The 23154-nt window shown below is 44.1% G+C and carries 22 protein-coding genes; 9 read left to right on the plus strand and 13 right to left on the minus strand.

Annotation, left to right across the window (positions count from 1 at the left end; translation table 11 throughout):
- The first annotated feature begins 491 nt into the window (after positions 1-491).
- Positions 492-1217, plus strand: coding sequence for a photosystem II biogenesis protein Psp29 (gene psb29 / locus RIM23_RS30490; protein ID WP_446372228.1), 726 nt, complete (start codon positions 492-494; stop codon positions 1215-1217).
- Positions 1218-1318: 101 nt separating this feature from the next.
- On the opposite strand, the gene trxA is transcribed toward psb29, so the two are convergent.
- Entirely contained in the window at positions 1319-1636 is a 318-nt protein-coding gene (gene trxA, locus RIM23_RS30495) for a thioredoxin (RefSeq protein WP_446372230.1), read from the minus strand.
- An 89-nt stretch (positions 1637-1725) separates the two neighbouring features.
- On the opposite strand from trxA, the gene fabG reads away from it, so the two are divergent.
- Positions 1726-2487 (plus strand): 3-oxoacyl-[acyl-carrier-protein] reductase, encoded by a 762-nt coding sequence (fabG, locus tag RIM23_RS30500; protein ID WP_446372232.1) that lies wholly within the window; start codon positions 1726-1728, stop codon positions 2485-2487.
- A 93-nt stretch (positions 2488-2580) separates the two neighbouring features.
- Here fabG and RIM23_RS30505 read toward each other — a convergent pair whose 3' ends face one another.
- Entirely contained in the window at positions 2581-3888 is a 1308-nt protein-coding gene (locus RIM23_RS30505; RefSeq protein WP_446372234.1) for a glycosyltransferase family 4 protein, read from the minus strand.
- 729 nt (positions 3889-4617) lie between these two features.
- Here RIM23_RS30505 and RIM23_RS30510 point away from each other — a divergent pair.
- A complete protein-coding gene (locus RIM23_RS30510) occupies positions 4618-6930 on the plus strand; it encodes a GumC family protein (protein WP_446372236.1) in 2313 nt (770 codons plus the stop codon).
- Between the two features lie 151 nt (positions 6931-7081).
- Here the strand turns inward: RIM23_RS30510 and RIM23_RS30515 are convergent, their stop codons facing one another.
- Genes RIM23_RS30515 through RIM23_RS30530 form a run of 4 tightly spaced genes read right to left on the minus strand, consistent with a single transcriptional unit; the run spans position 7082 to position 9324 of the window.
- Positions 7082-7765: a Crp/Fnr family transcriptional regulator gene (locus RIM23_RS30515; RefSeq protein WP_446372238.1), complete on the minus strand. Its 684-nt coding sequence runs from the start codon at positions 7763-7765 to the stop codon at positions 7082-7084.
- A 31-nt stretch (positions 7766-7796) separates the two neighbouring features.
- Positions 7797-8393, minus strand: coding sequence for an SH3 domain-containing protein (locus RIM23_RS30520; RefSeq protein WP_446372240.1), 597 nt, complete (start codon positions 8391-8393; stop codon positions 7797-7799).
- Positions 8394-8438: 45 nt separating this feature from the next.
- Positions 8439-8789, minus strand: a complete 351-nt coding sequence (locus tag RIM23_RS30525; RefSeq protein WP_446372242.1) for a hypothetical protein — start codon at positions 8787-8789, stop codon at positions 8439-8441.
- Positions 8761-9324, minus strand: coding sequence for a hypothetical protein (locus RIM23_RS30530; RefSeq protein WP_446372244.1), 564 nt, complete (start codon positions 9322-9324; stop codon positions 8761-8763). Before RIM23_RS30530 ends, RIM23_RS30525 begins: the two co-directional genes overlap by 29 nt.
- A gap of 459 nt (positions 9325-9783) precedes the next feature.
- Here RIM23_RS30530 and RIM23_RS30535 point away from each other — a divergent pair, with 459 nt between their 5' ends.
- Positions 9784-10632: a universal stress protein gene (locus RIM23_RS30535; protein WP_446372246.1), complete on the plus strand. Its 849-nt coding sequence runs from the start codon at positions 9784-9786 to the stop codon at positions 10630-10632.
- A 183-nt stretch (positions 10633-10815) separates the two neighbouring features.
- Here RIM23_RS30535 and psbM read toward each other — a convergent pair whose 3' ends face one another.
- Together psbM and RIM23_RS30545 are read right to left on the minus strand one after the other, a co-directional pair.
- On the minus strand, positions 10816-10932 hold the full coding sequence (psbM, locus tag RIM23_RS30540) for a photosystem II reaction center protein PsbM (RefSeq protein ID WP_446334628.1): 117 nt from the start codon (positions 10930-10932) through the stop codon (positions 10816-10818).
- A gap of 156 nt (positions 10933-11088) precedes the next feature.
- Positions 11089-11385: a 2Fe-2S iron-sulfur cluster-binding protein gene (locus RIM23_RS30545; protein WP_446372248.1), complete on the minus strand. Its 297-nt coding sequence runs from the start codon at positions 11383-11385 to the stop codon at positions 11089-11091.
- A 111-nt stretch (positions 11386-11496) separates the two neighbouring features.
- Here RIM23_RS30545 and RIM23_RS30550 point away from each other — a divergent pair, with 111 nt between their 5' ends.
- Positions 11497-11628: a hypothetical protein gene (locus RIM23_RS30550; protein ID WP_446372249.1), complete on the plus strand. Its 132-nt coding sequence runs from the start codon at positions 11497-11499 to the stop codon at positions 11626-11628.
- A gap of 53 nt (positions 11629-11681) precedes the next feature.
- Here RIM23_RS30550 and RIM23_RS30555 read toward each other — a convergent pair whose 3' ends face one another.
- Positions 11682-13145 (minus strand): DASH family cryptochrome, encoded by a 1464-nt coding sequence (locus RIM23_RS30555; protein WP_446372251.1) that lies wholly within the window; start codon positions 13143-13145, stop codon positions 11682-11684.
- A gap of 244 nt (positions 13146-13389) precedes the next feature.
- Here RIM23_RS30555 and RIM23_RS30560 point away from each other — a divergent pair, with 244 nt between their 5' ends.
- Positions 13390-14373 carry a hypothetical protein gene (locus RIM23_RS30560; RefSeq protein ID WP_446372253.1) on the plus strand — a complete coding sequence of 328 codons (984 nt, stop codon included), beginning with the start codon at positions 13390-13392 and terminating at the stop codon, positions 14371-14373.
- A 223-nt stretch (positions 14374-14596) separates the two neighbouring features.
- On the opposite strand, the gene RIM23_RS30565 is transcribed toward RIM23_RS30560, so the two are convergent.
- Positions 14597-15592: a beta-ketoacyl-ACP synthase 3 gene (locus RIM23_RS30565; RefSeq protein WP_446372255.1), complete on the minus strand. Its 996-nt coding sequence runs from the start codon at positions 15590-15592 to the stop codon at positions 14597-14599.
- Between the two features lie 84 nt (positions 15593-15676).
- Positions 15677-16762, minus strand: a complete 1086-nt coding sequence (plsX, locus tag RIM23_RS30570) for a phosphate acyltransferase PlsX (RefSeq protein WP_446372257.1) — start codon at positions 16760-16762, stop codon at positions 15677-15679.
- A gap of 216 nt (positions 16763-16978) precedes the next feature.
- Here plsX and RIM23_RS30575 point away from each other — a divergent pair, with 216 nt between their 5' ends.
- From RIM23_RS30575 to RIM23_RS30585, 3 genes are all read left to right on the plus strand, one after another.
- The gene (locus tag RIM23_RS30575; RefSeq protein ID WP_446372259.1) at positions 16979-18298 is read left to right on the plus strand and encodes a D-alanyl-D-alanine carboxypeptidase; all 1320 of its coding nucleotides are present in this window, start codon (positions 16979-16981) and stop codon (positions 18296-18298) included.
- A 120-nt stretch (positions 18299-18418) separates the two neighbouring features.
- Positions 18419-19207 (plus strand): HAD family hydrolase, encoded by a 789-nt coding sequence (locus tag RIM23_RS30580; protein ID WP_446372261.1) that lies wholly within the window; start codon positions 18419-18421, stop codon positions 19205-19207.
- 209 nt (positions 19208-19416) lie between these two features.
- Positions 19417-20316, plus strand: coding sequence for an FkbM family methyltransferase (locus RIM23_RS30585; RefSeq protein WP_446372263.1), 900 nt, complete (start codon positions 19417-19419; stop codon positions 20314-20316).
- A 220-nt stretch (positions 20317-20536) separates the two neighbouring features.
- Here RIM23_RS30585 and RIM23_RS30590 read toward each other — a convergent pair whose 3' ends face one another.
- Entirely contained in the window at positions 20537-21820 is a 1284-nt protein-coding gene (locus RIM23_RS30590) for a glycosyltransferase family 4 protein (protein WP_446372265.1), read from the minus strand.
- Positions 21821-22074: 254 nt separating this feature from the next.
- Complete coding sequence (locus RIM23_RS30595; RefSeq protein ID WP_446372267.1) at positions 22075-23148, minus strand: radical SAM/SPASM domain-containing protein; 1074 nt, start codon at positions 23146-23148, stop codon at positions 22075-22077.
- Positions 23149-23154 lie beyond the last annotated feature (6 nt).

Genomic DNA, 23154 nt, shown 5'->3' on the forward strand with positions numbered 1-23154 from the left:
AATCGCTGAGTATTGAGTTGTCTTTCCTTTAGCCTTGAACTCGAAGACCAGCATCTGACGTGGAACAACTCGACATCAACATGGTAACACAGAAAAAGTCGTCCTTCCAGGACGAGGCTTGAAACCCAAATTTTCGGTCAAAAGTCTGAAATAACGAGATAGCTAGCCCAGTAGCAGCATGAGTGGTTCATCAATTGAGTTAGGTCAAGCCAAAAAACATTATAGTTTACAATACTGACTTTTCAGTTTCGCCCAATAGTGTCGAAGGCGAGCGGTAGGAAGCGCGAGTAGGGGAATAACTGGTAAGATGGAAGGAATGACTCGGTTGGGACTCTACCCCCTAGGGTGAAAACCAAGCGTTCATCGTAGTGGATGCGCCCGAAAGGAGTGGAGTAGTAGCTTGGCAAAGGAGAGAGTCATCTCTTCTGGTTCTAGGGAATTGAGTCCCTCAAGCGAGACAATGGTAAAAAATATCCTTTATATTTTGCTCTGTGAGTAACGTTCGCACCGTCTCGGATACGAAACGAGATTTTTATAACTATCACACCCGCCCAATCAACTCGATTTACCGACGGGTGGTAGAAGAATTGATGGTCGAGATGCATTTGCTGGCGGTCAATGGGGATTTTAAGTATGATCCAATCTATGCCTTGGGCGTAGTCGCTTCCTTTAACCGCTTCATGCAAGGCTATCGACCGGAACGGGATAAAGAATCCATTTTTGACGCGCTGTGTCAGGCGGTAGGCAGTAATCCGCAACAGTATCAGCAGGATGCCGAAAAAGTGAAAGCGGCAGTAGGGCGTTTATCGGGGCAAGAACTGGTTAACTGGTTTAGTTCGCCAACGCCCCTAGAGGGTGCTGAGGATATTCATACCACGGTTGCCGCGATCGCAGATAATCCTAAGTTTAAATACTCTCGCCTGTTTGCGATTGGCTTGTATACCCTCCTGGAACAGGCAGATCCGGAGTTAGTCAAAGACGCGAAACAGTCTACGGAAACTCTCCAGAAAATCGGTCAAACCCTGCATCTTCCCCAAGAGAAATTACAAAAAGACTTGGAGTTGTATCGCAGTAACCTGGAAAAAATGGCTCAAGCTCAGATTGTCCTCGAAGATGCCATCAAAGCTGATCGCAAAAAACGGGAACAGCGGGAACAGGAAAAGAATAAAGCCACGATTCCGCCCAGTGATTCCCCAGAATCCACGACAGCATCGTGAAGCTTTTCAGGGTATGGAGGACGGATCTAGTTCTTGATCCAGGTTGAAATTGGTACCAAGTTCCGCGTTGGTAGAGACGTTCCGGCGGAACGTCTCTATGCTTAGAGTAAGGGTTGTAGTCGTTCTATAAGCTGCTTTTCGGAGACTAGTCCCTCAATGCGTTCTACGGGTTTGGTACCCTTAAAGAGAACCAAGGTAGGCAAGGCTTCAATATGATGCTCAGAGGCAATCTGGGGGTATTTGTCTGTATCAATTTTGACCACTTTTAGCTTACCCTTGAGCTGGACACCAATTTGCTCGAGGATCGGTGCCATCATCTGACATGGACCACACCAGGTCGCGTAAAAATCGACCAAAACGGGTACATCAGATCCAGAGAGGAGTTCCTGAAAATTGGCAAACTGTTTTTTTACTGCCATAACAAAACATCACGGTTATTAGTTGTTTGGCTCGATTCTAGTGCAAAATGCTAAAAGCTGACTTCAGCTAGTAGAGAGAGAGATTTTTTATGGAAGCATCACAGACATCTGCCCAACTCAGCGATCGCGTGGCGATTATAACTGGGGCGTCGCGGGGAATTGGTCGCGCTGTGGCATTGGCATTAGCCGCAGAGGGCGCGAAGGTAGTGGTTAACTATGCCAGTTCCAGTGGGGCTGCCAATGAAGTTGTCGCCGCAATTACAGAAGCCGGAGGAGATGCGATCGCGCTTCAGGCAGATGTCTCGAAACTGGAAGATGTCGAGACTCTTGTCAAGGAAACGAAAGACAAATTTGGTCGCCTAGACATACTGGTGAATAATGCTGGCATTACCCGCGACACACTCTTGATGCGGATGAAACCCGACGATTGGCAGGCGGTAATTGACCTGAATCTGACTGGTGTCTTTTTCTGTACTCGGGCAGCCAGTAAAATCATGCTCAAGCAAAAATCAGGTCGGATTATTAATATTGCCTCCGTTGCTGGACAAATGGGCAATCCGGGTCAGGCTAATTATAGTGCAGCCAAGGCGGGAGTGATTGGGTTTACCAAAACCGTGGCGAAGGAATTAGCGCCTCGCGGGATTACCGTAAATGCTGTGGCACCCGGATTTATTGAAACCGATATGACCAAAGAGATTAAATCTGAGGATATTATTAAGTATATTCCCCTAGGTCGCTATGGGAAGCCAGAGGAAATTGCTGGCATGGTGAGATTTTTAGCCGCTGATCCTGCCGCTGCTTATATTACCGGGCAAGTGTTTAATGTCGATGGCGGTATGGTGATGGCTTGAGCGATCGCCGTAGGGTTTGTTACCGTTACCCTGGAACCTAAAAGTGATAGCACTCCCCAACTAAAATCTTTGATTGAGTTGGGGAGTGCCGATTTATTTCCACCGAAAGCTTGAATACTCAAGGGATACTTCTGATGATTCCCAACCTTTAAAGACAGACTGATGCAATAACTTTGAGTATTCTTGTGCAATCAGATCAGGGGTGAAATTGGATTGTAAATAACGACGACCGGCTTCACCCATACGCTTGACTAAGAGTTCATCTTTGGACAAGCGGCGAATAAATTCTGCCAAACCCGCCGCATCGCCGTTACGGAACGCTGCACCACATTGAGCCTCAGTCACAATCCCTTGCAAATAAGACTGCGGTTCACAAATCGCGGCGACTGGACGCCCTGCGGCTAAGGCGGCGTAAAGTTTGCTAGGAGCGACTAAGCCTTCCATCCCTGGACTAATGCTGACCAAAGATAAGTCTCCTGAGGTGAGAGAATAGGGCAGGTTTTGTTTATCTTGATAGGGTAAAAAGCGGCAATTCTTTAAACCAAGCTTACGAATTTTGGCTTCAAAGGTTTCACGTTTAGCGCCATTGCCAATAAAAACAAATAGAATTGGGTCGTATTGTAACAGTTGAGCAGTTTCTAAGATGGTTTCCATATCATGACAGCGACCCATGTTCCCCGAATACAGCACCGTAAACCGATCAACTAGATTGAACCTGTGGGAAAACCAATTATCCTGTTTGGCAATTGGTACAATCCAATTGGCATCTGCCCAATTATGAATAACGGTAATTTTATCCTTAAGTTGGGGACATTTAGCAACGACTCTATCCTTCATTGACGGACTCAAAACAATAATTTGTTGAGCTTGTTTCCATATATGACAGTTCACTTTATTCCATACTCTAACTAACCAGTGGCGATGGGTGACAACGTTGAGTTCGACGGCAACATCTGGATATAAATCATAGACTAAACAAACATAAGGAAGTCCAAATAACTTGTTCGCTAAGTATCCGAGAATCGGTAAAAAAGGAGGAGCGGTGGTTAACAGGAGTATGTCCCCATGACTACTGGTTTTGAGTAAATGAAGTCCAGCCCGCAGACAAAAGAGCAGCCCATTGAGGGCTTTGCCACGAATACGCTTCGACCAAATCCGAGTCGCCCGCGATCGCTGAACCATCAGTCGCTGAAAATGCTCCCTCGCTGGTGCTGACTGGCTGTGAAATGCATAGCCTGGTTGTCCAGTAAACACTCGCACCAACAGACCCTGTTTTCCTAACTCAACGGCAAGTTCTTCTATAAGCTGTCCGGTTGCGGCGTAGTCAGGGGGATAAAACTGAGTTACAATCGATAACCGCAGGGGTTTACTATGCCATAGGGGAGTCTCGTTATTGCTCATGTTACTGTGTTACTGATGAGAATTTGAACTGAGAGTTATAATACGCTACAGTTTACGCCTTCATTGACTTATATCCGGATTTTAACGGTATTCGCTTTTTACAGTTCACTAAATATCTAATTCCTTCATATTTTCTATCTTAAAATGAACTGGATGCTTTAAACTTTTAGGGTAATATCTTTATATGCCAACAATTTTATGGTCTATAAAACTACTCTATCCCCCAGAGTTTAAAATAATATCCCTGTCTAGAGTATAAACTCCAGATGAATTAAATAGTTCAATAATCTATCCAATTAGTCTACCCCCCAGAGTTAAAATAATATCTCTGTCTAGAGTATATACTCTAGGCAAGTCAAATTAGATCTTATGTACTACTTTTTAGTCAAAGCCCTATTAGATAAGGTTTCCAACGATGTCTTGAGCAAGCCCACTTAGGTTTTTTGGCGAGCTTGTTGCTGATAGGCTTATCAATTTACTATTATGCTATTAGTGTATTAGGTATCTTACAGTATCTGACGATTCGGCACGCCCCAAGGGTAACGGTAAGGGGAGAGAAAAAACTATTCCTCTTGAGAGCAAGTAAAGTTTGACAGAAGCTACCTAAAATTTTCTCTGGCTAATAATTTTTGCATCTACGACACCGAGTTAATGATATTCATCAAGAGATCAGTTTGGGTTTGTGTATCCGAACATCCTCCGGGAGGTTGGTCTGTCTTATAAACGCCAATGTTTAACTCAATTATGGATTCAAATGGAGAGTATCAGTCATTACTACCCCAGCGTAATGGACAACGACTATCACAATTGCCTCCTGTGCCCCTGCATGGGTTTGCTGAGACAGAGGATGACAAGCTGGACTTGCGTCAGATTCTAACCGTAGCGCGGCGGCGAGCTTTGGTTATCGCTGGAGTAGCAATCACCGTCACTTCGGCAATTGTCACCAAAGTCTTGCAGCAGACGCCCAACTACGAAGGCAAATTTCAGTTATTAGTGGGGTCAGTTTCCGGTGAAGATCACTTAGAGCAGATTAGTGAATCCCTGAATCCACCGGGTGGGGGTCAAGCCAACAGTTTAGACTACGAAACCCAGATTCAAGTTCTGTGGAGTCCTCAGGTGATGACTCCGATTGTCGAGCAAATTCAGTCTCGCTATCCAGAGATTGACTATAATACGCTTCGCAGCAAACTGGCGATTTATCGGCTGCAACAAACTAAAATTTTAGAAGTCCGTTACCAAGATTCTAATCCGGAAAAAATTAAATTTATTCTAGAGCAAGTTGCTCAAGGCTACATGAACTACTCGTTCTCTGAACAGCAGACGAGTACCCGACAGGGGATTGAGTTTGTGGAAGAGCAACTGCCAAAACTCCGGGAGCGGGTGGATAGTCTCCAGCAAAAGCTACAGCGATTTCGCCAAGATTATAATTTAGTTGATCCCGATAGTCAGGGTCAAGTATTGACCAATCGAGTTAGCGCCATTGTCCAAGCACGTCAAGACACCCAAACTCAACTGGATGAAGCCCGTACTCTGTCGGTGCAACTTCAAAGTCAGTTAGGGGAATTAGGGCTATCCCCAGAACAGGCGCTCGCGGCTTCCGCCCTCTCAGAAGCCCCCCGTTATCAGCAGTTGTTAAATCAGTTGACGGAGATTGAAAGTCAAATTGCTAGCGAGTCGGCGCGGTTTACCGAACAGAGTCCAACGATTCAGGCGCTGCGGTCCAAGCAACAAAATTTACTTCCCCTGCTGAGTCAGGAAGCGAGGACGGTTTTGGGCTCTAACGCCACCGCCGTACCCGAAAATCCGGAATCCCTAGCCTCACCGAGTTCCCTGCGTTCGACACTGACTCAGCAACTTGTAGAGACGACAAACCAAATTAATATGTTAGAAGTGCGCTCTGGTGCGATCGCGACAGCTGAACAGTTGATGAGTCAGCAGCTTAAGAGTTTGGCGGTAATTGCCCGCCAGTACACGGATTTACAACGGGAGTTGAAAGTCGCCACCGAGAGTTTAAATCGCTTTCTGGCGGTGCGGGAGACGCTACAAATTGAAGCCGCACAAAAGACATTACCTTGGCAACTTATTGCCGCACCCCAACAACCCCAAATGCCAATTTCTCCTAATGTACCCCGTGGTTTAGCCTTAGGGGCAGTGGCGGGATTATTGGCAGGTGCTGGGGCGGGGTTTTTAGCCGAAAAGTTAGATAAGGTGTTTCACTCGGCTGAGGAGTTGAAGGAAGGGACTAAGTTAGCAGTTTTGGGAACGATTCCTTTTCACAAGCCTCTGAAGAAACAGAGTAAACTTGCTAAAACAGCCGAGAAAGCGGGAACTCCGCGATTGGTATCTCCTCTGAATAAACCCGCTTATCGTTATCACGCTTCTCCATTTTTAGAGGCATTTCGTTCGCTTCAAGCTAATCTTCAGTTTATTAGTCCCGATGTGCCGATTCGTTCGGTGGTGATTAGTTCAGCGGTTCCGGCTGATGGCAAATCCACAACAGCGACATTTATGGCACAAGCCGCCGCTGCGATGGGAAAACGGGTATTATTAGTGGATGCGGATTTGCGGCGTCCCCAGGTGCATCTGATGACGGATTTACCCAATGTGTGGGGATTAAGTCATGTTATTTCCAGTGACATTAATGTAAAAGATGTGATTCAGCCATCGCCGTTGGAGGATAATCTGTTTGTGTTAACTGCTGGACAAATTCCACCTGATCCAACTCGACTCCTCTGTTCTCAGAAGATGCAGCATTTAGTTGAGTCGTTTCAAGAAATGTTTGATTTAGTTATTTTTGATACACCACCGATGTTAGGTTTAGCTGATGCGCGGTTATTGGCAGCCCATACTGATGGAATTGTTATGGTTGTGGGATTGGGGAGAACAGATCGGACGGTATTGACGCAGGTATTATCTGGATTGAAAACCTCTCATGCCCGAGTATTGGGAATGGTGGCGAATGGGGTGAAGAACTATACCACGAGTTCTTATGATTATTATCATCGCTATTATGGGAAGATGCTCCAGGAAACGGCGGTTTAGAGTAGGAAGGAGGGGCAGTTTTGAGTTTTAAATGCTTCTTAGTCTACAGGGGAGACAAGAGAGGTTGTAGGTTGGGTTGAGGAACGAGACCCAACAGAATATAGGGCTAAAGCCCTTACTACAAGCCTAATTTGATTCATCAAATTAGTAGTTATCTGTCAGATAAAATTCGTAACCCTTCTGGATTTAATAACCGAATCCTCGATCCATTTATCGAAATTAATTCTTCCTGGCTCAACTTGGCAAACACCCGTGATAAGGTTTCAGGAATTGTGCCTAATAAGGATGCTAGTTGAGTCTTGGTAATATCTAATTCTACTTGCTCTAAATGCTCAGAACGTTCGCTTAAATAGAGCAAATAAGCCGCCAATCGTCCCGGAACTTCCTTTAACGATAAATCTTCAATTAATCGGGCAAAGCGTCGCAAATGTCGCGCAAAAATGGCTAACATATTAATCGCTATCTTTGGCTGTTGAGCCAGCAAGGCTAAAAAAGTGGTGCGCTCAAAAAATAATAATTCTGTTTTCTCTAAAGCCGTAGCCGATGCAGGAAAGCATTCACCATCAAAGGCGGGTACTTCGGCAAAATGTTCTCCTGCCCCAAAAAATTCTAATATCTGTTCTTTCCCTTCTGCCGATAGCTTAAATACTTTCACTCTACCGGATTTCACCACAAAGAATCCGTTACCCTCCTCCCCTTCGACAAAAATAACCTCACCTTTATGGTAGGATTTAGCGATCGCAATGGTCGCGATCGCGTCTAACTGCTCATCCGGCAAACCTCGCCAGAGTTGAGTATTGGCGAGAAAGTCCCGCTGTTGAGAGGGTTGACTCACAGTACAAAACCTGCTACTTAGCTTAAAAGGGTTACTGATAACAGTAGCCTAGACTTGCCGAATTCACATAGCCATCTATGGGTCTTTCAATGGGCACCCAGCCATCGTACCCTTCGTTGGCAATATAAACCGTCTGATTTTCATCCAATGTACCAATCACTTCGCCATTCGGTTCCGATCGCACCGATAGATTTGGCGAAACCACCTGACGGCAGTTGCTACCGGGTACAGTGGAAACCTGCCCACTTCCTGAGGTAGTCGGCGTTGTTTGGGTAACAGGTTGGGATGGGGGTACTGCACCCGTACAATAGGTTAAATATCTCGCCGCAATATAACCATCCTCAGGGGCGTCAATCTGCACCCATCCATTTTCAGGTTCACCGATAATATTAACGGTTTGTTCATCTTCCAAAGTCCCAATAACTTGCCCATACGGCTGTCGTCGTATATTCAGCCTTGTATTAACATCCACCTCTCGGCAATCAGTCATTTGGGCAACCTGATAGTCATCAGAACGCTGTACAGATGGCGGTTGATTCGCACTGGCAACCTTGGGGAAAATGGTCAGTGCCAGTGAATAGATTGTCGTAAATCCTAGGAGTTGCCAAGTCTTTTTCGGATATTTCATTAGATCTACTTTATCCTTTAATACTTCTATACAACTCCTAATTTTCTACAAACTGAAAGTAACTTCATCTATCTCAAGTTGAATATAAAGATGAATAATCCGGTTGCTCTTGGCGAGTTCAAACAACAAGTCGCCGAACTCTCCATTTTGTCGTCCGTTTTTGTATTTGATCCTGTAGGGGCGCAAGGCTTGCGCCCATAAATTCCGCAAGGCTTGCGCCCATAAATTCCGCAAGGCTTGCGCCCATAAATTCCGCAAGGCTTGCGCCCATAAATTCCGCAAGGCTTGCGCCCATAAATTCCGCAAAGCTTGCGCCCATAAATTCCGCAAGGCTTGCGCCCATAAATTCCGCAAAGCTTGCACCCAGTTATGATGCAGTCGCAGAAATTTGCTCAATAATATCAGCCAAGCGATCGCGTACCTGAAGCATCGCATCCGCTATTTCTTGATCAAGAAGGCTAGGATTGTCCCGGAGTGTGAGAATCTGTTGTTTAAGCTGTTGCAGTTGTTCTAACTGCCCTTGCTCCACATCCTCACTGTTAATCGCGGTTTCGAGTTGAGAGAATTGCTCCTCATTTTGCATCAACGACTCAATCTGTTCCCGTTGGGCAAGCAGTTGCGCGATCGTACTATAGTACGCTTGAATCACCCGCACCCGGGCATAAGACTGATTAGCTTCTTCTTGTTGTCCTAAAGTCGATAATACGCGAGAACGCCCATACCAAGGAATCACGTCATCCGGATGCAGTTCAATGGCTTGATCACAAGCATTGAGAGATGTCTCACCTTGGAGTTCCAGGCAGTTTTGTACCAAAGCATTAAACGTATCAGTTCCAGTGGAGAGGGTTTCAGCCGCCGTCACTGGGGGCATATAGAGTCCTAGCACTAAAGCCACTGTAATGATTACCTGCCAGAGTCTTGAAAGGTTCATAGAGATTTTTTTATCTATCTATAGACTGTTCTACCTTAACGAATGTGAGCAATGTGTAGAAACCTAGCCTACTACGTCTGGAATCCCCTGCACGCCTAAGAAAGGGCGGGTTTACATAAGTTAAGGGTTGTCTTCAGAACGTTATGGGTAAAACCCGCCCCTACAACCAATACTGCTCGGATAAGCTCTAATTTCATTTATTCTCCCCCTGCTCCTATTAACCGAACAGTATTGCCCCTACAACCCTGCACCCCCCAGTCGTTGACAAATTGTCAAATTTTGAAATCCCGATCCCCAGTATCCTTATTTTTAGAAGGAGCAAATCAGATAACCTGAGGACTGATGCCTTGTCAGGGAAACAACTACTACTTCCGGGGCTTGCGGAATTTATCCCAATATGGCTCCGGCTCTCCTGGAATGGCGAAAGTCTCATCTTAACCACTTAAAACGATTCAAACCATGATTGAAAAAATTTTGCTTGCTGTTGCCGGTCGGGGATTATGTGAAGAAATGTTTAATATGTTGACCGAAATCCCGATCATGCAACAAGCATCGGTTACGGTTCTCCATGTAGTCACACCCCAAGTTAGTGCTGAAGCCATGTCAGCCAAACTGGAAGAGGGCGGTAAGATTTTGGCAGACGCGGTTAAGTCTCTCAAAATCGATCCCAACAAAATCACGCCCCGGCTCAAACAGGGAGATCCCAAAGACGTAGTGCTACAAGTGGCGCAGGAAGAGCAATCTGACCTGATCATTATGGGTTCCAGAGGACTCAAACGGCTGGAATCTATCCTGGAAAACTCTGTCAGCCAATATGTTTTCCAATTGTCCTCCCGTCCCATGTTATTGGTGAAAGACGAGATCTACGTCAAACGGATTAAGCGAGTCATGGTGGCGATGAATAAATCGGAGAGTGCTAAGCAAAGCTTAGATTTGGCGCTATCTTTGATTCGGGATGTCAAAGGCGGTCAACTGTATTTGGTTCACGTCAACCCCGACCAAAAAACGCCATCGGGTGAACCGATAACCACTCCTGAAACCGATCCCGTTTTGGCATCGGCTGCAGCGGAAGCGAAAAAGCAAGGCGTTGCCTATAAATGTATCAATAGTCAAGGTCAGGCGGGACGAGAGATTTGCCGCTTAGCCGATGAAATGAATGTGGATTTATTGATCTTGGGTTCTCCTGAACGCCGTCCCACTATCGCTATGTCTCTCCCTGATTTAGACCGATTGCTAGGGACTTCCCTGTCGGACTATGTACGAGTGTATGCGAATTGTCCTGTGCTATTAGCCCGCACACCGGATTGAGTAAAATGGCACGCTCCGTAAGGTTGGTGGGCAATGCCCACCCTACTCACTAGTCACTGTCGGACTATGTGCGGGTGTATGGGAATTGTCCCCTGTTGTTAGCCCGCACAGCAGATTGAGTGTCAGCTCCCCGACTTCTTGAAGAAGTCGGGGATTTCATGGGCGGAAGGTAGACAGCTAAGGCTAAGGATTTTTATTACTTTCTCGGCTAGCTGTCTGGATATACAGAATCAACAAAAAAACGGTGGGAACCAGCACAAACAAAAGACTGGCAACGAACCCTAAATCATTAACTTGCATTGAACTAGTGCCTCTACAATTGGTTTTGAACCGCTCTTCTTAGAATATCATTGGCTTCTGCCAATCGTGCAGCTTGACTCCAAATACTAATCAGCTACAGTCTCCCCCTGCTCGCCATAGTGCCATGGAACGTCTAGAACATTGCTTCCCGCAGCTTCAGGGCTTAGTTTTCACGCTGACTGGTCCATTGACCAAGACTTGGCAGGCTAATCGGTAACTCTCCGGTTTTTTCTTTAGTTTACGCTGTTCTACCTCAGTTCGAGGTGAGAGATTTTCCATTCCTTCGACAACCTCAACAATGCAGGTACCACATTGACCATAGCCTCCACAGTTCATCAACTTCCCTTTGAAGGTATACAGGTCAATCTTGTTTTGCAGGGCTTTCTCACGTAAGTTTGCCCCATCTGCTGCAATGACTTCCTGGTCTTCCTTGACAAATTTAATATTAGCCATCTAGTTCTCCGCTACATCACTCCTGATATATCCTAGAAGAATTTGCACTCAGGATACTTAATCCTCTGATTCACATTGACAACAACTGACCTTCTTCTAGGCTAACGAATTATGACCGATAGTTTGGATTGTGTAGGGGCGGGTTTTACCGATAACGCTCTGGCTCAAACCACTAACCAAACTAAACCCGCCCCGATTTCGTCGGTTTTGAGACTACAAACCCAATCCATCCTACAATTTTAGCCGTGCCACGCCACTACAATGTTGATCAGCAGTCTCTCCAATCGGCAATGTTATCAACGGCTCAATGCGGCGTTGTAAACTTTCTCGTTTGCTTTAACCGACTGCATTAAGTCCACAACTGGATTAGGATAATCTACGCCAATTCTTACTCCAAACTGTTTTTGCTCGGCTGAGGTTAATGTCCAAGGTTGGTGTACTTTAGCGGCGGTTAAGGAATCGAGTTCGGGTAGCCAATGTTTGACATAGTAACCTTGGGGGTCATAATCTTTCGACTGTTTTTGAATATTGAAATAACGAAACCCACGAGCATCATTACCCACTCCCGCTGTATAATTCCAGTTGCCCCAATTGCTACAAACATCGTAGTCAATCAGCACCGATTCAAACCATTCAGCACCGATTTGCCAGTTGATTCCTAAGTTTTTGGTGAGAAAACTGGCAACATTTTGTCTTCCCCGATTGGACATAAATCCAGTTGCTGAAAGTTCCCGCATATTGGCATCAACTAAGGGAAAGCCTGTCTTTCCTTGCTGCCAAAGGGTAAAGCGATCCCAGTCTTCTTTCCAGGGAATGGGTACACCTTGTAACCCAGATTGGCGAAAGATTCGGTTCCCATGTTTAGCACAAATAAATCGGAAAAAGTCTCGCCAAATTAACTCAAATACTAACCAGTAGGTTGAATCATTTTTGACTCGTTCCTGTTCATAGTGCTGAACCTGTTCATAAATAAAACGCGGCGATAAACACCCCAATGCTAGCCAGGGAGAAAATTTAGAGGAGTAATCTGCCCCCAACATGCCATTGCGGGTTTGTTTGTAAACTTTGAGACAGTCTTTTTTCCAGAAATAGTCTTTGAGTCTGGCTAATCCGGCGGTTTCTCCACCTTTGAATTGTAATACTGCCCGTTTGTCAAATATAGGGGATTCTAGTCCAAAATCAGCAATTTGGGGTAATTTTCCAACATCTACAGAGGGGAGAGATGGTAAATGTTTGGGAGTGGGAAAGGGGGAATAAATTGTGGATTTTTTCTCCACCTGCTTGCGAAAGTTGGTAAAAAGTTCGGGAATTTTTGAGAGACTGAATGGTAAGTCGTCGGGATGGTAGAGGGTACTTCTCCAGAACGTTTGTACAGTTATGTCAATCTCAGATAACGCTTTTTTTAGTGCAGATTCTACCGCCACTTCTTCGGCGGTAACTTCTTGGTGAAAGTAAACCGCAGTAATACCGAGTTGTTTTGCCAAAGCGGGAATCACCGTCTCTGGTAAACCCCGACGCACCAGCAAATCACTCCCGTGCGATCGCAAACTCTCTCGCAAATCGGTTACACTTTCCAGTAGGAATTGGGCGCGGAATGCCCCCGTTTTGGGGAATCCAAAGGATGTGGTGTTAAAGTGGCGATCGTCAAAGCAGTAGAGGGGAACGATTTGCGCCTTTGTCTGAAGCGCCTGGTGTAGGGGTTCGTGATCATGTAGGCGCAAGTCATTGCGATACCAGAGGAGAATTCGTTTTTCACTCACAGCAGTTGATGGAACGTGTAATTGTCCTTTATTCAGATTACCCGAAATTTAACTCTGGCTGTGTTGTCATCCTCTGAGGAGAATTGGGATAGTCGCGATCGCACCGTTCGTAGTTGGCACTAAAGTGCCAGTGCAGCAATATCTAGGTTACAACGGATAAAGAGCAATCAATCATCAGCTTCCGTCACTCTTGTTCCCTAGCTGATTAATGGATTACCTTGAAACAACCAACCACAGTTAAATTATGTCACTGCATGAACGAGAAGTTACTCTTAAGCTAAAATCACGCCCCCTACGCCTGGTTTATTTGATTCGGAATCGAGATGAGTTAATGGATGCAGTGACTCTCTACACTCACGTCTGGGGTGGTGCAGCAAATACTATCTTTCCCGTACCTGAGAATGAGGAAGAAGCTGATACTCTGAGGTTTGCTCTCAAGTCGATAAATCCTGATTATATTCTGGTTCCAAGAGAAGGAATTCCATCATACGTGTCGCAAGTTTTAAAACAATCAACAGGTTTACTACGCCCTATTTCTTCTCCAGAAGTTCAAAGGCATATTCAAAGCTCTCGCTCTGACTTTCTCCTCTTGCGTGATGGAACAGTTTCTCACATAGGTTTAATCTGTCAAAAATTATACCCAAGTGGCTTAAACAAAAGCAATATTTGTCTGGTGGAGTCTGGTAGTGCTTTCGACTTAGAAGTGGCATTACAATGTGGTATTCCTAGTCAGCCTTATCGAGATTACCTCGTACAATACTTAGCCGCAGATGTCTTTTCTTGTCCTCAAACAATTGAACAGCTAATTAAACTCAGTTTGTTATTGCCACGGTCCCAAGTAGTCATCTTAGGTTTAGTCACTAACTCATCTGAGTTATCTGATCTATTTTCTGTCGTAGCAGATGCTGCACAAAATGCTCAAAAGCGAGGAATTAGGGTACATCTCGCTTTAAATGGCAAGCTGCATCTCTGGGGTAGTCTGGATGAAACTGAAGCTGGGAAGGTGCAACTTGATCAACTATTGGTTGATAAGAGTATTCTGCCAAAGGGAGAGAGTGTAGGAGAGTTACCACAAACGTATCATTTTGGAATTTCAAGAGCCACTTATAATAAAAATGTGTTACATCGTTGGGAACAAGAATTTAGTCTGACTAAAACTAAAGAGCAAGATAATAAAACTCATCCTGGTTTCACTTCTGAAGACGTAGAAGCCTCTTCATCGGTGTAAGCTTAAGTTACAACCCTTGGCAATTCTTCCAGTAACTTCCCCAGCTTCCTTTTTAGCTTAAGTTGAATGGCTCTGACTTAAGGCTGGTGGGCAATGCCCACCCTACGGTACTTTTGTCATGAGTTCATGTAGTTCTCAGCGAAGCATCTGCTGAGATTCTTCACTCCGCTATCGCTCCGTTCAGAATGACAAACTCTGACTATGAGGTATTTCGTTACTTTTATCATCCCCATTGAAAAATAGCCGCCCCCCAGGTTAATCCTGCACCAAAACCGGAACTGGCAATAATATCACCGGGTTGAATTTTTTGCGATCGCACGGCTTCATCGAGCATTAAGGGAATCGACGCGGCGGATGTATTCCCATACTGACTCAGATTACTCAAAACCTTATGGCTGGGAATCTTCAACCGTTGAGCAACTGCATCAAGAATCCGTTGATTGGCTTGGTGCAATAGCAGCCAGTCTACATCCTCTGGGGTAAGATTCGCCTGAAATAGCGCTTTCTCAATCACTTCTGGCACTTTTTGTACGGCAAATCGATAGACTTCTTTGCCGTTCATGGTAATCGACGCAAAATTTCCTTGACCGACCTCGATGTCCTTGACAAGTTGATGGCTTTGTGGTTTGTAAGCTAACTGTAAGCATTTATTCTGAGTGCCATCACTGCGAATCTGGAATCCCAACAAGCGATCGCGCTCATTTGCCTGTAACACCACAGCCCCCGCGCCATCACCAAATAATACACAGGTGCCGCGATCGGACCAATCCAGCCAGCGCGACAACATATCTGCGCCAATTAATAAAATATTCTGATAAACGCCAGTCCGAATAAATTGAGCAGCCGTTACTAAACCAAACACGAAGCCAGAACAAGCCGCCGTGAGGTCAAACGCAACAGCATTAGAGGCGCCGAGTAACACCTGAACTTGACTCGCCGTACCAAATAGATCATCAGGTGTAGACGTTGCCAGAATAATTAGCTGTAACGCTTCAGGCTCAATTCCCGCCATCGCGATCGCCCGCTTTGCCGCTTGGGCTGCTAACCCACTCAAACTGGCTTGAGCGTCAGCTAGACACCGTTGACGAATTCCTGTGCGCGTGGCAATCCACTCATCTGATGTCTCAACTATCTGGCTGAGTTGATGGTTATCCAAAATAACATCGGGTGTCGCCGAACCACTCCCGGTAATCGCAATCCCTGTGCCTAGTTGATTCAAAATGATTCTCCATCAAAGAAACCGCCAATTCACTTCCCGCCCCACTATCGCGTCTGCTTGCATTCTCATCGCGATCGCATCAAGCTAACCTGTCGCCTCCTCTGATGGCTCATTGGTCACCTCTAACGGTTCACTCCCCCCACTCCGGTTTGCCGATTGTTTCGCCGGTTTGATCTCAGTAGACTGAATTCGCTCCAGCACCTGATTATCAATCGCTTCTTTTGCCAAGCGAATCGCATTAAAAATAGACGGTGCTTGAGAACTGCCATGGCTAATAATACAGACTCCATCCACTCCCAATAGCAACCCACCACCATGTTCGGCATGATCGATACGCTGCTTAATCCGCTTCAGATTCGGCTTGAGAATCGCCGTCCCCAGTTGACCATGTAAGCCTTGGGGCAATTCCTCCCGCAAAATTTGCAATACGATTTCTCCCACGGCTTCGGCAAACTTGAGTAAGATGTTGCCGACAAAGCCATCACAGACAATCACATCGAACTGACCTGAGAGTACATCTCTCCCTTCAGCATTACCCAGAAAGGCAACTCTGGGATTGTCCTGTAGCAGTTGATGAGTCCGAATTGCTAAATCATTCCCCTTACAGTCTTCTTCCCCGATATTGAGCAACCCGACTTTTGGTTCTGGTATTCCCAGCACATACTGGCTGTATACCGTGCCCATCACCGCAAATTGCTCCAGATATTTGGGACGACAATCTACATTTGCACCCACATCTAGTATAATCACTGGCTTTCCAGCTATGAGGGTGGGGAACATGGCGCCAATCGCTGGGCGATCGATGCCCTTGAGCCGTCCCAAACGCAGTAATGCTGCTGCCATAGCTGCGCCAGAATGCCCCGCCGACACCACGGCTTGTGCCTGCTTAGTTTTGACTAAATCCATCGCCACGTTGATTGACGCCTTGGGTTTGCGTTTTATCGCCACCAAGGGTTCCTCTTCCATGGCAACTACGTCTTCCGCCTGGGCTATTTCTAGCTGGCAGGGACTTTTGTGTTCTTTCAGGGACGCTTCAATAGCCTGAGTATCGCCAACCAATATAACCTCTACGCCCAACTCTGCTTGGGCTCGGATAGCTCCAGCCACAATTTCTGAGGGAGCGTGATCCCCTCCCATCGCGTCGATTGCGATCCGTTCGCGAGATGCCATTGCTCAAAGAGATAGAAACCTTAAAAATTTTAACAGAAGCCCTCACCTCTAGAACGTTGATTGAGTAATCCTGTTTTAGCTTATTTGGCGAGAAGCCCCACATTCTACACCCTACAAGGCACTTAAAAGTGCTGATCTCTCAGAAAAACCTCTGAAGAAACCTTTTCATCGGTGCCATCCACTTCGTACAATAAAGCACCGTGGAGGAGAAACGGAATGTTACAACGAATTGGTGCTGGATTGATTGCTTCTTCGATAGCCGCGTTATTGGTCAAGATTGTGGGGATGCAGGCTGCTACGTTGGATTTGGATAAGGTGGAGACTGTCCAACCCTTGCCATGGCAAGAAACCTCCTTGTTTACTCTGCCCAAGCCTGACCCTAGCGCTGAAGCGACGCTTAATCAATATCTCCAAGACCTAAAAAACCAGGGTTCACTCGCAGACAATCAAGGAATCTGGATACAATCAGGGCTGAATGTTATGGCAGAACATCAGGGTAAAGTTCCCCTCCCTGCTGCTTCATTGACTAAAATTGCTACCACATTGGTGACGTTAAGTCAATGGAAACCTGATCATAAATTTGAGACGCAAGTGGGCGTCACAGGTGATATCCGTGATGGCGTATTAGAGGGAGATTTGGTAATTAGAGGCAGTGGTGATCCGTTGTTTGTTTGGGAAGAAGCGATCGCACTCGCTAATAGTCTCAATCAGCTTGGTATTCGCCGCGTCAATGGCAATTTAGTCATTGCTGGCAATTTTTCTATGAACTACGAAGAAGATCCGACGCGATCGGGTGAGTTGCTGAAAACAGGATTGAATGCCAAAACCTGGTCTCGTTCTATTATTACTCACCATGGCAGAATGTCTCCCGGAACACCGAAGCCTGAGCTGGTGATTAGCGGTCAAATCAAAACGGTGAAAATTCCGCCTGACAACAGTAGAATATTATTACGTCACCAATCCCTACCCTTGACGGAAATCCTCAGAGAAATGAACATCTATAGTAACAATGGCATGGCTCAGATTTTAGCCGATGCTGTGGGTGGGGCTGAGGTAGTTGCCAAAGAAGCCGCTAAGTTAGCTAATGTACCTCAAGGGGAAATTCAACTAATCAATGGATCAGGGTTAGGAACAGAAAACCAAATCTCTCCCCGTGCGGCTACAGCTATGCTAATCGCCCTGGAAAAAATATTAATACCTCATAACTTAGGTGTTATTGATATATTCCCCCTAGCTGGGCGGGATAAAAACGGGACAATCTATGCTCGCAACCTGCCAGAGGGAACCGCGATGAAAACCGGAACCCTACGCCAGGTGAGTGCTTTAGCGGGGGTGATGCCAACGCGCGATCGCGATCGGGTTTGGTTTGCGATTATTAATGGTGGCAATAATGTTTGGGAATTTCGCCAACAGCAAGATCAACTGTTGGATAATCTTACCCAAAAATGGGGCAATCAACCCAGTCTCAACCCGAAAATCGCTCAATCCCGTTCCCAACTTGGCGATCCCAAGCGCAATAAGGTTATTGCCAATTAAGATCAATGGCACTGAAAATTTGCCCTGTTATAGCACCAACACCCTTGATATCCCGTAGGGTGGGCAATGCCCACCAGCCCTTAAATCAGCCAGATCATTATTCATCATTCAAATAGCTTTATGTCAACTGATGCGCCCACTATTCTCGCCCTCGACTTTGATGGCGTTATCTGTGATGGACTTCTGGAATATTTCCAAACGGCTTGGCGTACCTACTGCAAAATTTGGCAACCTGAAAATACAACACCCCCACCAGACTTAGCTGATAAATTTTACCGCTTGCGCCCTGTGATTGAAACGGGGTGGGAAATGCCTGTTTTAGTGAGAGTTTTACTTTTAGGCGTTTCCGAATCCCAAATTTTGCACGATTGGTCAACTGTTTTGCAGCAATGTGTTGATTCCGAAAACTTGCAACCACAAAACTTGGGTCAACAGTTAGATAAAATTCGCGATGAATGGATTACTACTGATTTAGATAGCTGGTTAGCACTGCACCGCTTTTATCCTGGGGTGATTGAGCGCTTACAGCAAATATTAGAAACGCCAACGCAGGTTTTTATTGTAACTACAAAAGAAGGGCGATTTGCCAAACAGTTATTACAACAACAAGGTATCGAACTATCAGAGGATAGAATTATCGGCAAAGAAATTAAACGTCCCAAATACCAAACTTTACGACAACTGATACAAGACTTTACAGATGAATCGGCAAGTCTCTGGTTTGTAGAAGATCGGTTAAATACCTTACTATCAGTGGAACAGCAATCAGACTTAGCTCAGGTGAGACTCTATTTAGCAGATTGGGGCTATAACACAGCAGCGCATCGCAACGAAGTCCGCAATCATCCGAGAATTCAGTTATTGTCTCTGTCCGACTTTGCCCAGGATTTCTCAGCTTGGTCTAACTAGAGTTTAGATAATGTATACACGCACGCTCAAATCAAACTGAACTGTTCAGCTATTAGCAATGTATGATTAATTAATCTGAACTGGAGTTGGGATTCAAGCTAGTAAATTTACTCCAATTTAAAATGTTTTAATCTTTAATTTTTTCTTAATTATTTAATCCATAAAATATAGTATAATTAGCCATATTGATTATAGTATGAAAAAATGATATGTCTTTGAAAAGGTTTTTCAAAAAGCTTAATATTAGTATAAAGTTTTTACTAGAACATCCGGAAACACATAGGCGACCTCATCAAGTTATTTTTCGTTTAGGGTTGTGGGAAGTTTACAAAATATTACGTTACTCACCAGTCATCAAAATTCATAGCCATAAAAAAATGCGGTTAGTTCCAGGTAAAAGACGCGGCATCCATGGCTTAATATTTATTTTTAGAGAACAGTATGAACCTGTTGTGTTTAAGGCAATTGATAAATATTGTTCCCCCAGAATGGTTTGCTATGATATTGGAGCTAATATAGGAGTTTGGAGCCTCAGGCTTTCAGAATTAGTAGGGGAACAAGGTCAAGTCTATGCATTTGAACCCCTCTCAAAAAATATTGAGCTATTGAAAGAAAATATTAAGATTTCAGATTGCCCTAATTCTATTGAAATAGTTCCCGTAGGTTTAGGAGAACAAGAGATTACTTGTAAAATATATCTTCCCACTGATCCAGGTAGAGCGGCTCTTGCACCAGAATCTACTAACGATCAATCTGAAGATATTGAAATTAAGCGCTTAGATAATATTTGGGAATCACAAGGTTTTCCAACTGTAGGTTTTTGTAAGATAGACGTTGAAGGTTCTGAACCCTTAGTGCTGAAAGGGGGTTCAAAATTTTTTAATGAAGTTCGTCCGATTGTTTGTTGTGAAATCAACAAATTTAAACTCAAAAAAATGCAGCAAAAACCAGAAAATATATTTGAGATATTTCAATCATGGGATTATATTTCGTTGAAGTGGAGTCCTCTGGAAAAAGACTTTATTCAATTTGACAATTTTGAAGATATTCAACAAGTTTATGAAGACATAGTGTTTATACCAAATGAAAAAGTTACTAATTTTAAATAAATCAATTATTCAAGCTATAAAAAAATGGCTCTCAAATTCTCCGATCTCATCACAAAATTGCTTATGGCTGTTTAACGTAGTTCTTAACCTTGATATTGGCAATCTGAGAATGGTGAATGATATCGAATCCTGTTGATTGCACACAAATGCAATCACGTCATAATGAGTATTTCAGCCATTTTTAGTGAGGTTGTTTAACCGGATGTGATATGAGTCGCATTTAGGCAAGTACCTCTTCATAAATTTTAACTATTTTTTGTGCCTTGTGTCCCCATTCAAATTCTCTGGCTCTTTCAATCGCTTTGGCTGACATCTTTTCACGTAACTGTTCATTTTTAACCAAAATTTCTATTTTATTTGTTAATTCTTGTGTCAGATATTCTCTAGAAATCGGTTCAATTTTAAACCCGGTTTCTTCTGTCATATAGTCAACAACACCCCCCGTATTGGCAACAATACAGGGAAGTCCACAAGCCATTGCTTCTAAGACTACGGCTCCACCAGATTCTCGGATAGAAGGAAAGGAAAAAATATCAGCTTTACGATAATACTCTAGGGTTTCTGCTTGGGGAATTTTACCGACAAAATTGATAATATCGTCTAAATTGCGAGTCTGTACCATTTGTTCTAACTGGCTTCGTTCTTGTCCATCCCCCACAATGGTTAATTGAATGTTATTTTTAATGGTTTCATTCAATCGACTAACCGCCTCAATAAGAATATCAGGACACTTGAAAGCCACTAACCTTCCCACAAATAATAAATTGATTTTCCTGTCTTTTCTTATTTTTGCTTGCTCAGCAAAGAAACGGCTAGATACTCCGTTTTCTGAAAGCAAACACATTTTATTATCTGGGAAATTAAAAAAAGATTGTATTTTATTTAAGGTATAGCTTGAACCGACTAATATTTTTTTAGCTTGCTTGTACGTTTCGAGATAGCCAGGAATGATAAATTTGGCTAGATCGGGCAAAACGCTTAAGTTTAAATATTTTTTTATAGTTATTTCCTCAAACCATTCTGGGAATGGCACACCTCCATTGACGGGTCCTAAAATAAAAGGTGTATGCTTGCAGGCTTTGACTATTTTGACAGGATACCTGGTATGTGTATTAGTCATGGCATGAACAATATCATAATCTCCCCGAATAACTGACTGTTTAAATTGTTGATAAACTTGGTTGTTAAAATATTCATATTCAGGATAACGTAGAGCAAGACCTAGAGGTCTTTGTATCACATCATTTTTAATTTTTGGTACAATTATTTTTCTGAAGTCTTGTATAAAATCTTGTAATTTTGAATTACTTTTTGATATATAAACAACTTGATTTTTGTATCCATGCTTTTCTAAAGCTTCCCGATTATAATCTCTAGTAACTAGAGTCACATCTACTAATCCATGAATAGATTGAAAGAACTTAAACCCAATTAAAAGAACAGAACTGGAATCAGGATTGCATAGTTCCATAATCAACAAAACTTTTAAGCGTTTTTTACTCATCTTTCCTGATCACAAATAGCTAAACACCAATTTTAATCCCTCAAAAAACTAAACTAATAGTTCCCATTGTTTAGGCGAGGGATAAGGGAGACTGTTAGGGAAAAAACATAAGGTTTGACATCTACCCAGAGATAAGTTGAATTTTGGAGCATCCCAATTTTGCGCGTTAGCTTTTTTAAGGGGCTGAAACCATTGCCATGTCGTTACTTTTGGTAATGCTTTTTCCCAAATGAGATGCTCCTTTTAATTTTGCATCAATTCCGCAGTAGCTTCAGTCCCATCAAAACTTTATCCATAAGCGTCTTTTGCGACACGCAGGTCTTTAAACAAAGTTTATCGCAGTCCAATGTCTGCTGGCGAACCTCTTTAGCTTTTTCTCCATACCAGATTTCTTTAGCACTCTGGTACTTCACATTACCAATGGCTGGATACTCTTCACACAATTCTACATTTCCATCAGGGTAAATAAAGAAATTACGAAGTCCGACTCGACAAGGACGAAAGGATTCAGATGCTTTTTCGTTACGGAAATGAGAGAGGAACATCTGTAGAGCCTCATCACCCGTCATAATGGGCGCACCGTTTTGCTTCATTTCAATTAGACGCTCAATGACCTTGGTCAACTCGTCATAATCTTCAGCTTTAAACCACAGTTCATTATAGGTTTCTGGTGTCCACAGACTTACGGGTTGGAAATTAACAGCGGTAGCACCAATTTGTTGTGCCCACTCTACCAGTTCAGGCATTAAACGGAAATTCAGGCGATTTAATGTCGGTTTTGCAATAATCGGAAAAGTTACGCCTTGTTTTTCCTGTTCCTGGCGTAGATACTTGATGCCGTTAGAAAGCTTAGTAAATAAACCGGGTTGACCCCGCAGGTAATCATGGAGTTCTGCATTGGGTGCATCTACTGAAATATTTACATTGAAGGGACGCGCTGCTACAGTTTTGGCAGCATTGCCCTGGGTCATGCACAAACCATTAGTGGTCACACCACAGTGGATGCCATTGCTATTAGCAAAGTCCAGTAAGTCAAGAAACCCCTTTTTAATATAGGGTTCACCGCCACTAAAGTTGATGGAATACCCACCCACAAAGTTTTTGATGCTGAGAAGGGCACGTTTCCATTCTTCAATCGTCATTTCCTCTTTGTATTGAGGGAGTCGCCAAAACCCGCACTGGCGACATTTAACATTACAACGTTCATTGATAAGCCCGTAGAACGTAACTGGCTTTGTCCAATCTAATCCAGTTTGAATCCGCAGTGATTCGGCTACAGCATTCTCAGCATGTTTGACACCGAGTTTGGAAAGAATTACAGCATCCATAATACA

The organism is Coleofasciculus sp. G3-WIS-01, from assembly GCF_040223135.1.
In the GTDB taxonomy this organism is placed as follows: Bacteria; Cyanobacteriota; Cyanobacteriia; order Cyanobacteriales; family Coleofasciculaceae; genus Coleofasciculus.

Excerpts from the sequence above, each read along its gene's own strand:
- RIM23_RS30520 (WP_446372240.1), bottom strand. The coding sequence starts at position 8,393 with ATGAAATATCCGAAAAAGACTTGGCAACTCCTAGGATTTACGACAATC.
- plsX (WP_446372257.1), bottom strand. The coding sequence starts at position 16,762 with ATGGCATCTCGCGAACGGATCGCAATCGACGCGATGGGAGGGGATCAC.
- RIM23_RS30530 (WP_446372244.1), bottom strand. The coding sequence starts at position 9,324 with ATGAACCTTTCAAGACTCTGGCAGGTAATCATTACAGTGGCTTTAGTG.
- RIM23_RS30505 (WP_446372234.1), bottom strand. The coding sequence starts at position 3,888 with ATGAGCAATAACGAGACTCCCCTATGGCATAGTAAACCCCTGCGGTTA.
- RIM23_RS30510 (WP_446372236.1), top strand. The coding sequence starts at position 4,618 with ATGTTTAACTCAATTATGGATTCAAATGGAGAGTATCAGTCATTACTA.
- RIM23_RS30585 (WP_446372263.1), top strand. The coding sequence starts at position 19,417 with ATGTCTTTGAAAAGGTTTTTCAAAAAGCTTAATATTAGTATAAAGTTT.
- RIM23_RS30575 (WP_446372259.1), top strand. The coding sequence starts at position 16,979 with ATGTTACAACGAATTGGTGCTGGATTGATTGCTTCTTCGATAGCCGCG.
- RIM23_RS30580 (WP_446372261.1), top strand. The coding sequence starts at position 18,419 with ATGTCAACTGATGCGCCCACTATTCTCGCCCTCGACTTTGATGGCGTT.
- RIM23_RS30595 (WP_446372267.1), bottom strand. The coding sequence starts at position 23,148 with ATGGATGCTGTAATTCTTTCCAAACTCGGTGTCAAACATGCTGAGAAT.
- RIM23_RS30590 (WP_446372265.1), bottom strand. The coding sequence starts at position 21,820 with ATGAGTAAAAAACGCTTAAAAGTTTTGTTGATTATGGAACTATGCAAT.
- RIM23_RS30550 (WP_446372249.1), top strand. The coding sequence starts at position 11,497 with ATGACCGATAGTTTGGATTGTGTAGGGGCGGGTTTTACCGATAACGCT.
- fabG (WP_446372232.1), top strand. The coding sequence starts at position 1,726 with ATGGAAGCATCACAGACATCTGCCCAACTCAGCGATCGCGTGGCGATT.
- psbM (WP_446334628.1), bottom strand. The coding sequence starts at position 10,932 with ATGCAAGTTAATGATTTAGGGTTCGTTGCCAGTCTTTTGTTTGTGCTG.
- RIM23_RS30535 (WP_446372246.1), top strand. The coding sequence starts at position 9,784 with ATGATTGAAAAAATTTTGCTTGCTGTTGCCGGTCGGGGATTATGTGAA.
- RIM23_RS30560 (WP_446372253.1), top strand. The coding sequence starts at position 13,390 with ATGTCACTGCATGAACGAGAAGTTACTCTTAAGCTAAAATCACGCCCC.
- trxA (WP_446372230.1), bottom strand. The coding sequence starts at position 1,636 with ATGGCAGTAAAAAAACAGTTTGCCAATTTTCAGGAACTCCTCTCTGGA.
- RIM23_RS30545 (WP_446372248.1), bottom strand. The coding sequence starts at position 11,385 with ATGGCTAATATTAAATTTGTCAAGGAAGACCAGGAAGTCATTGCAGCA.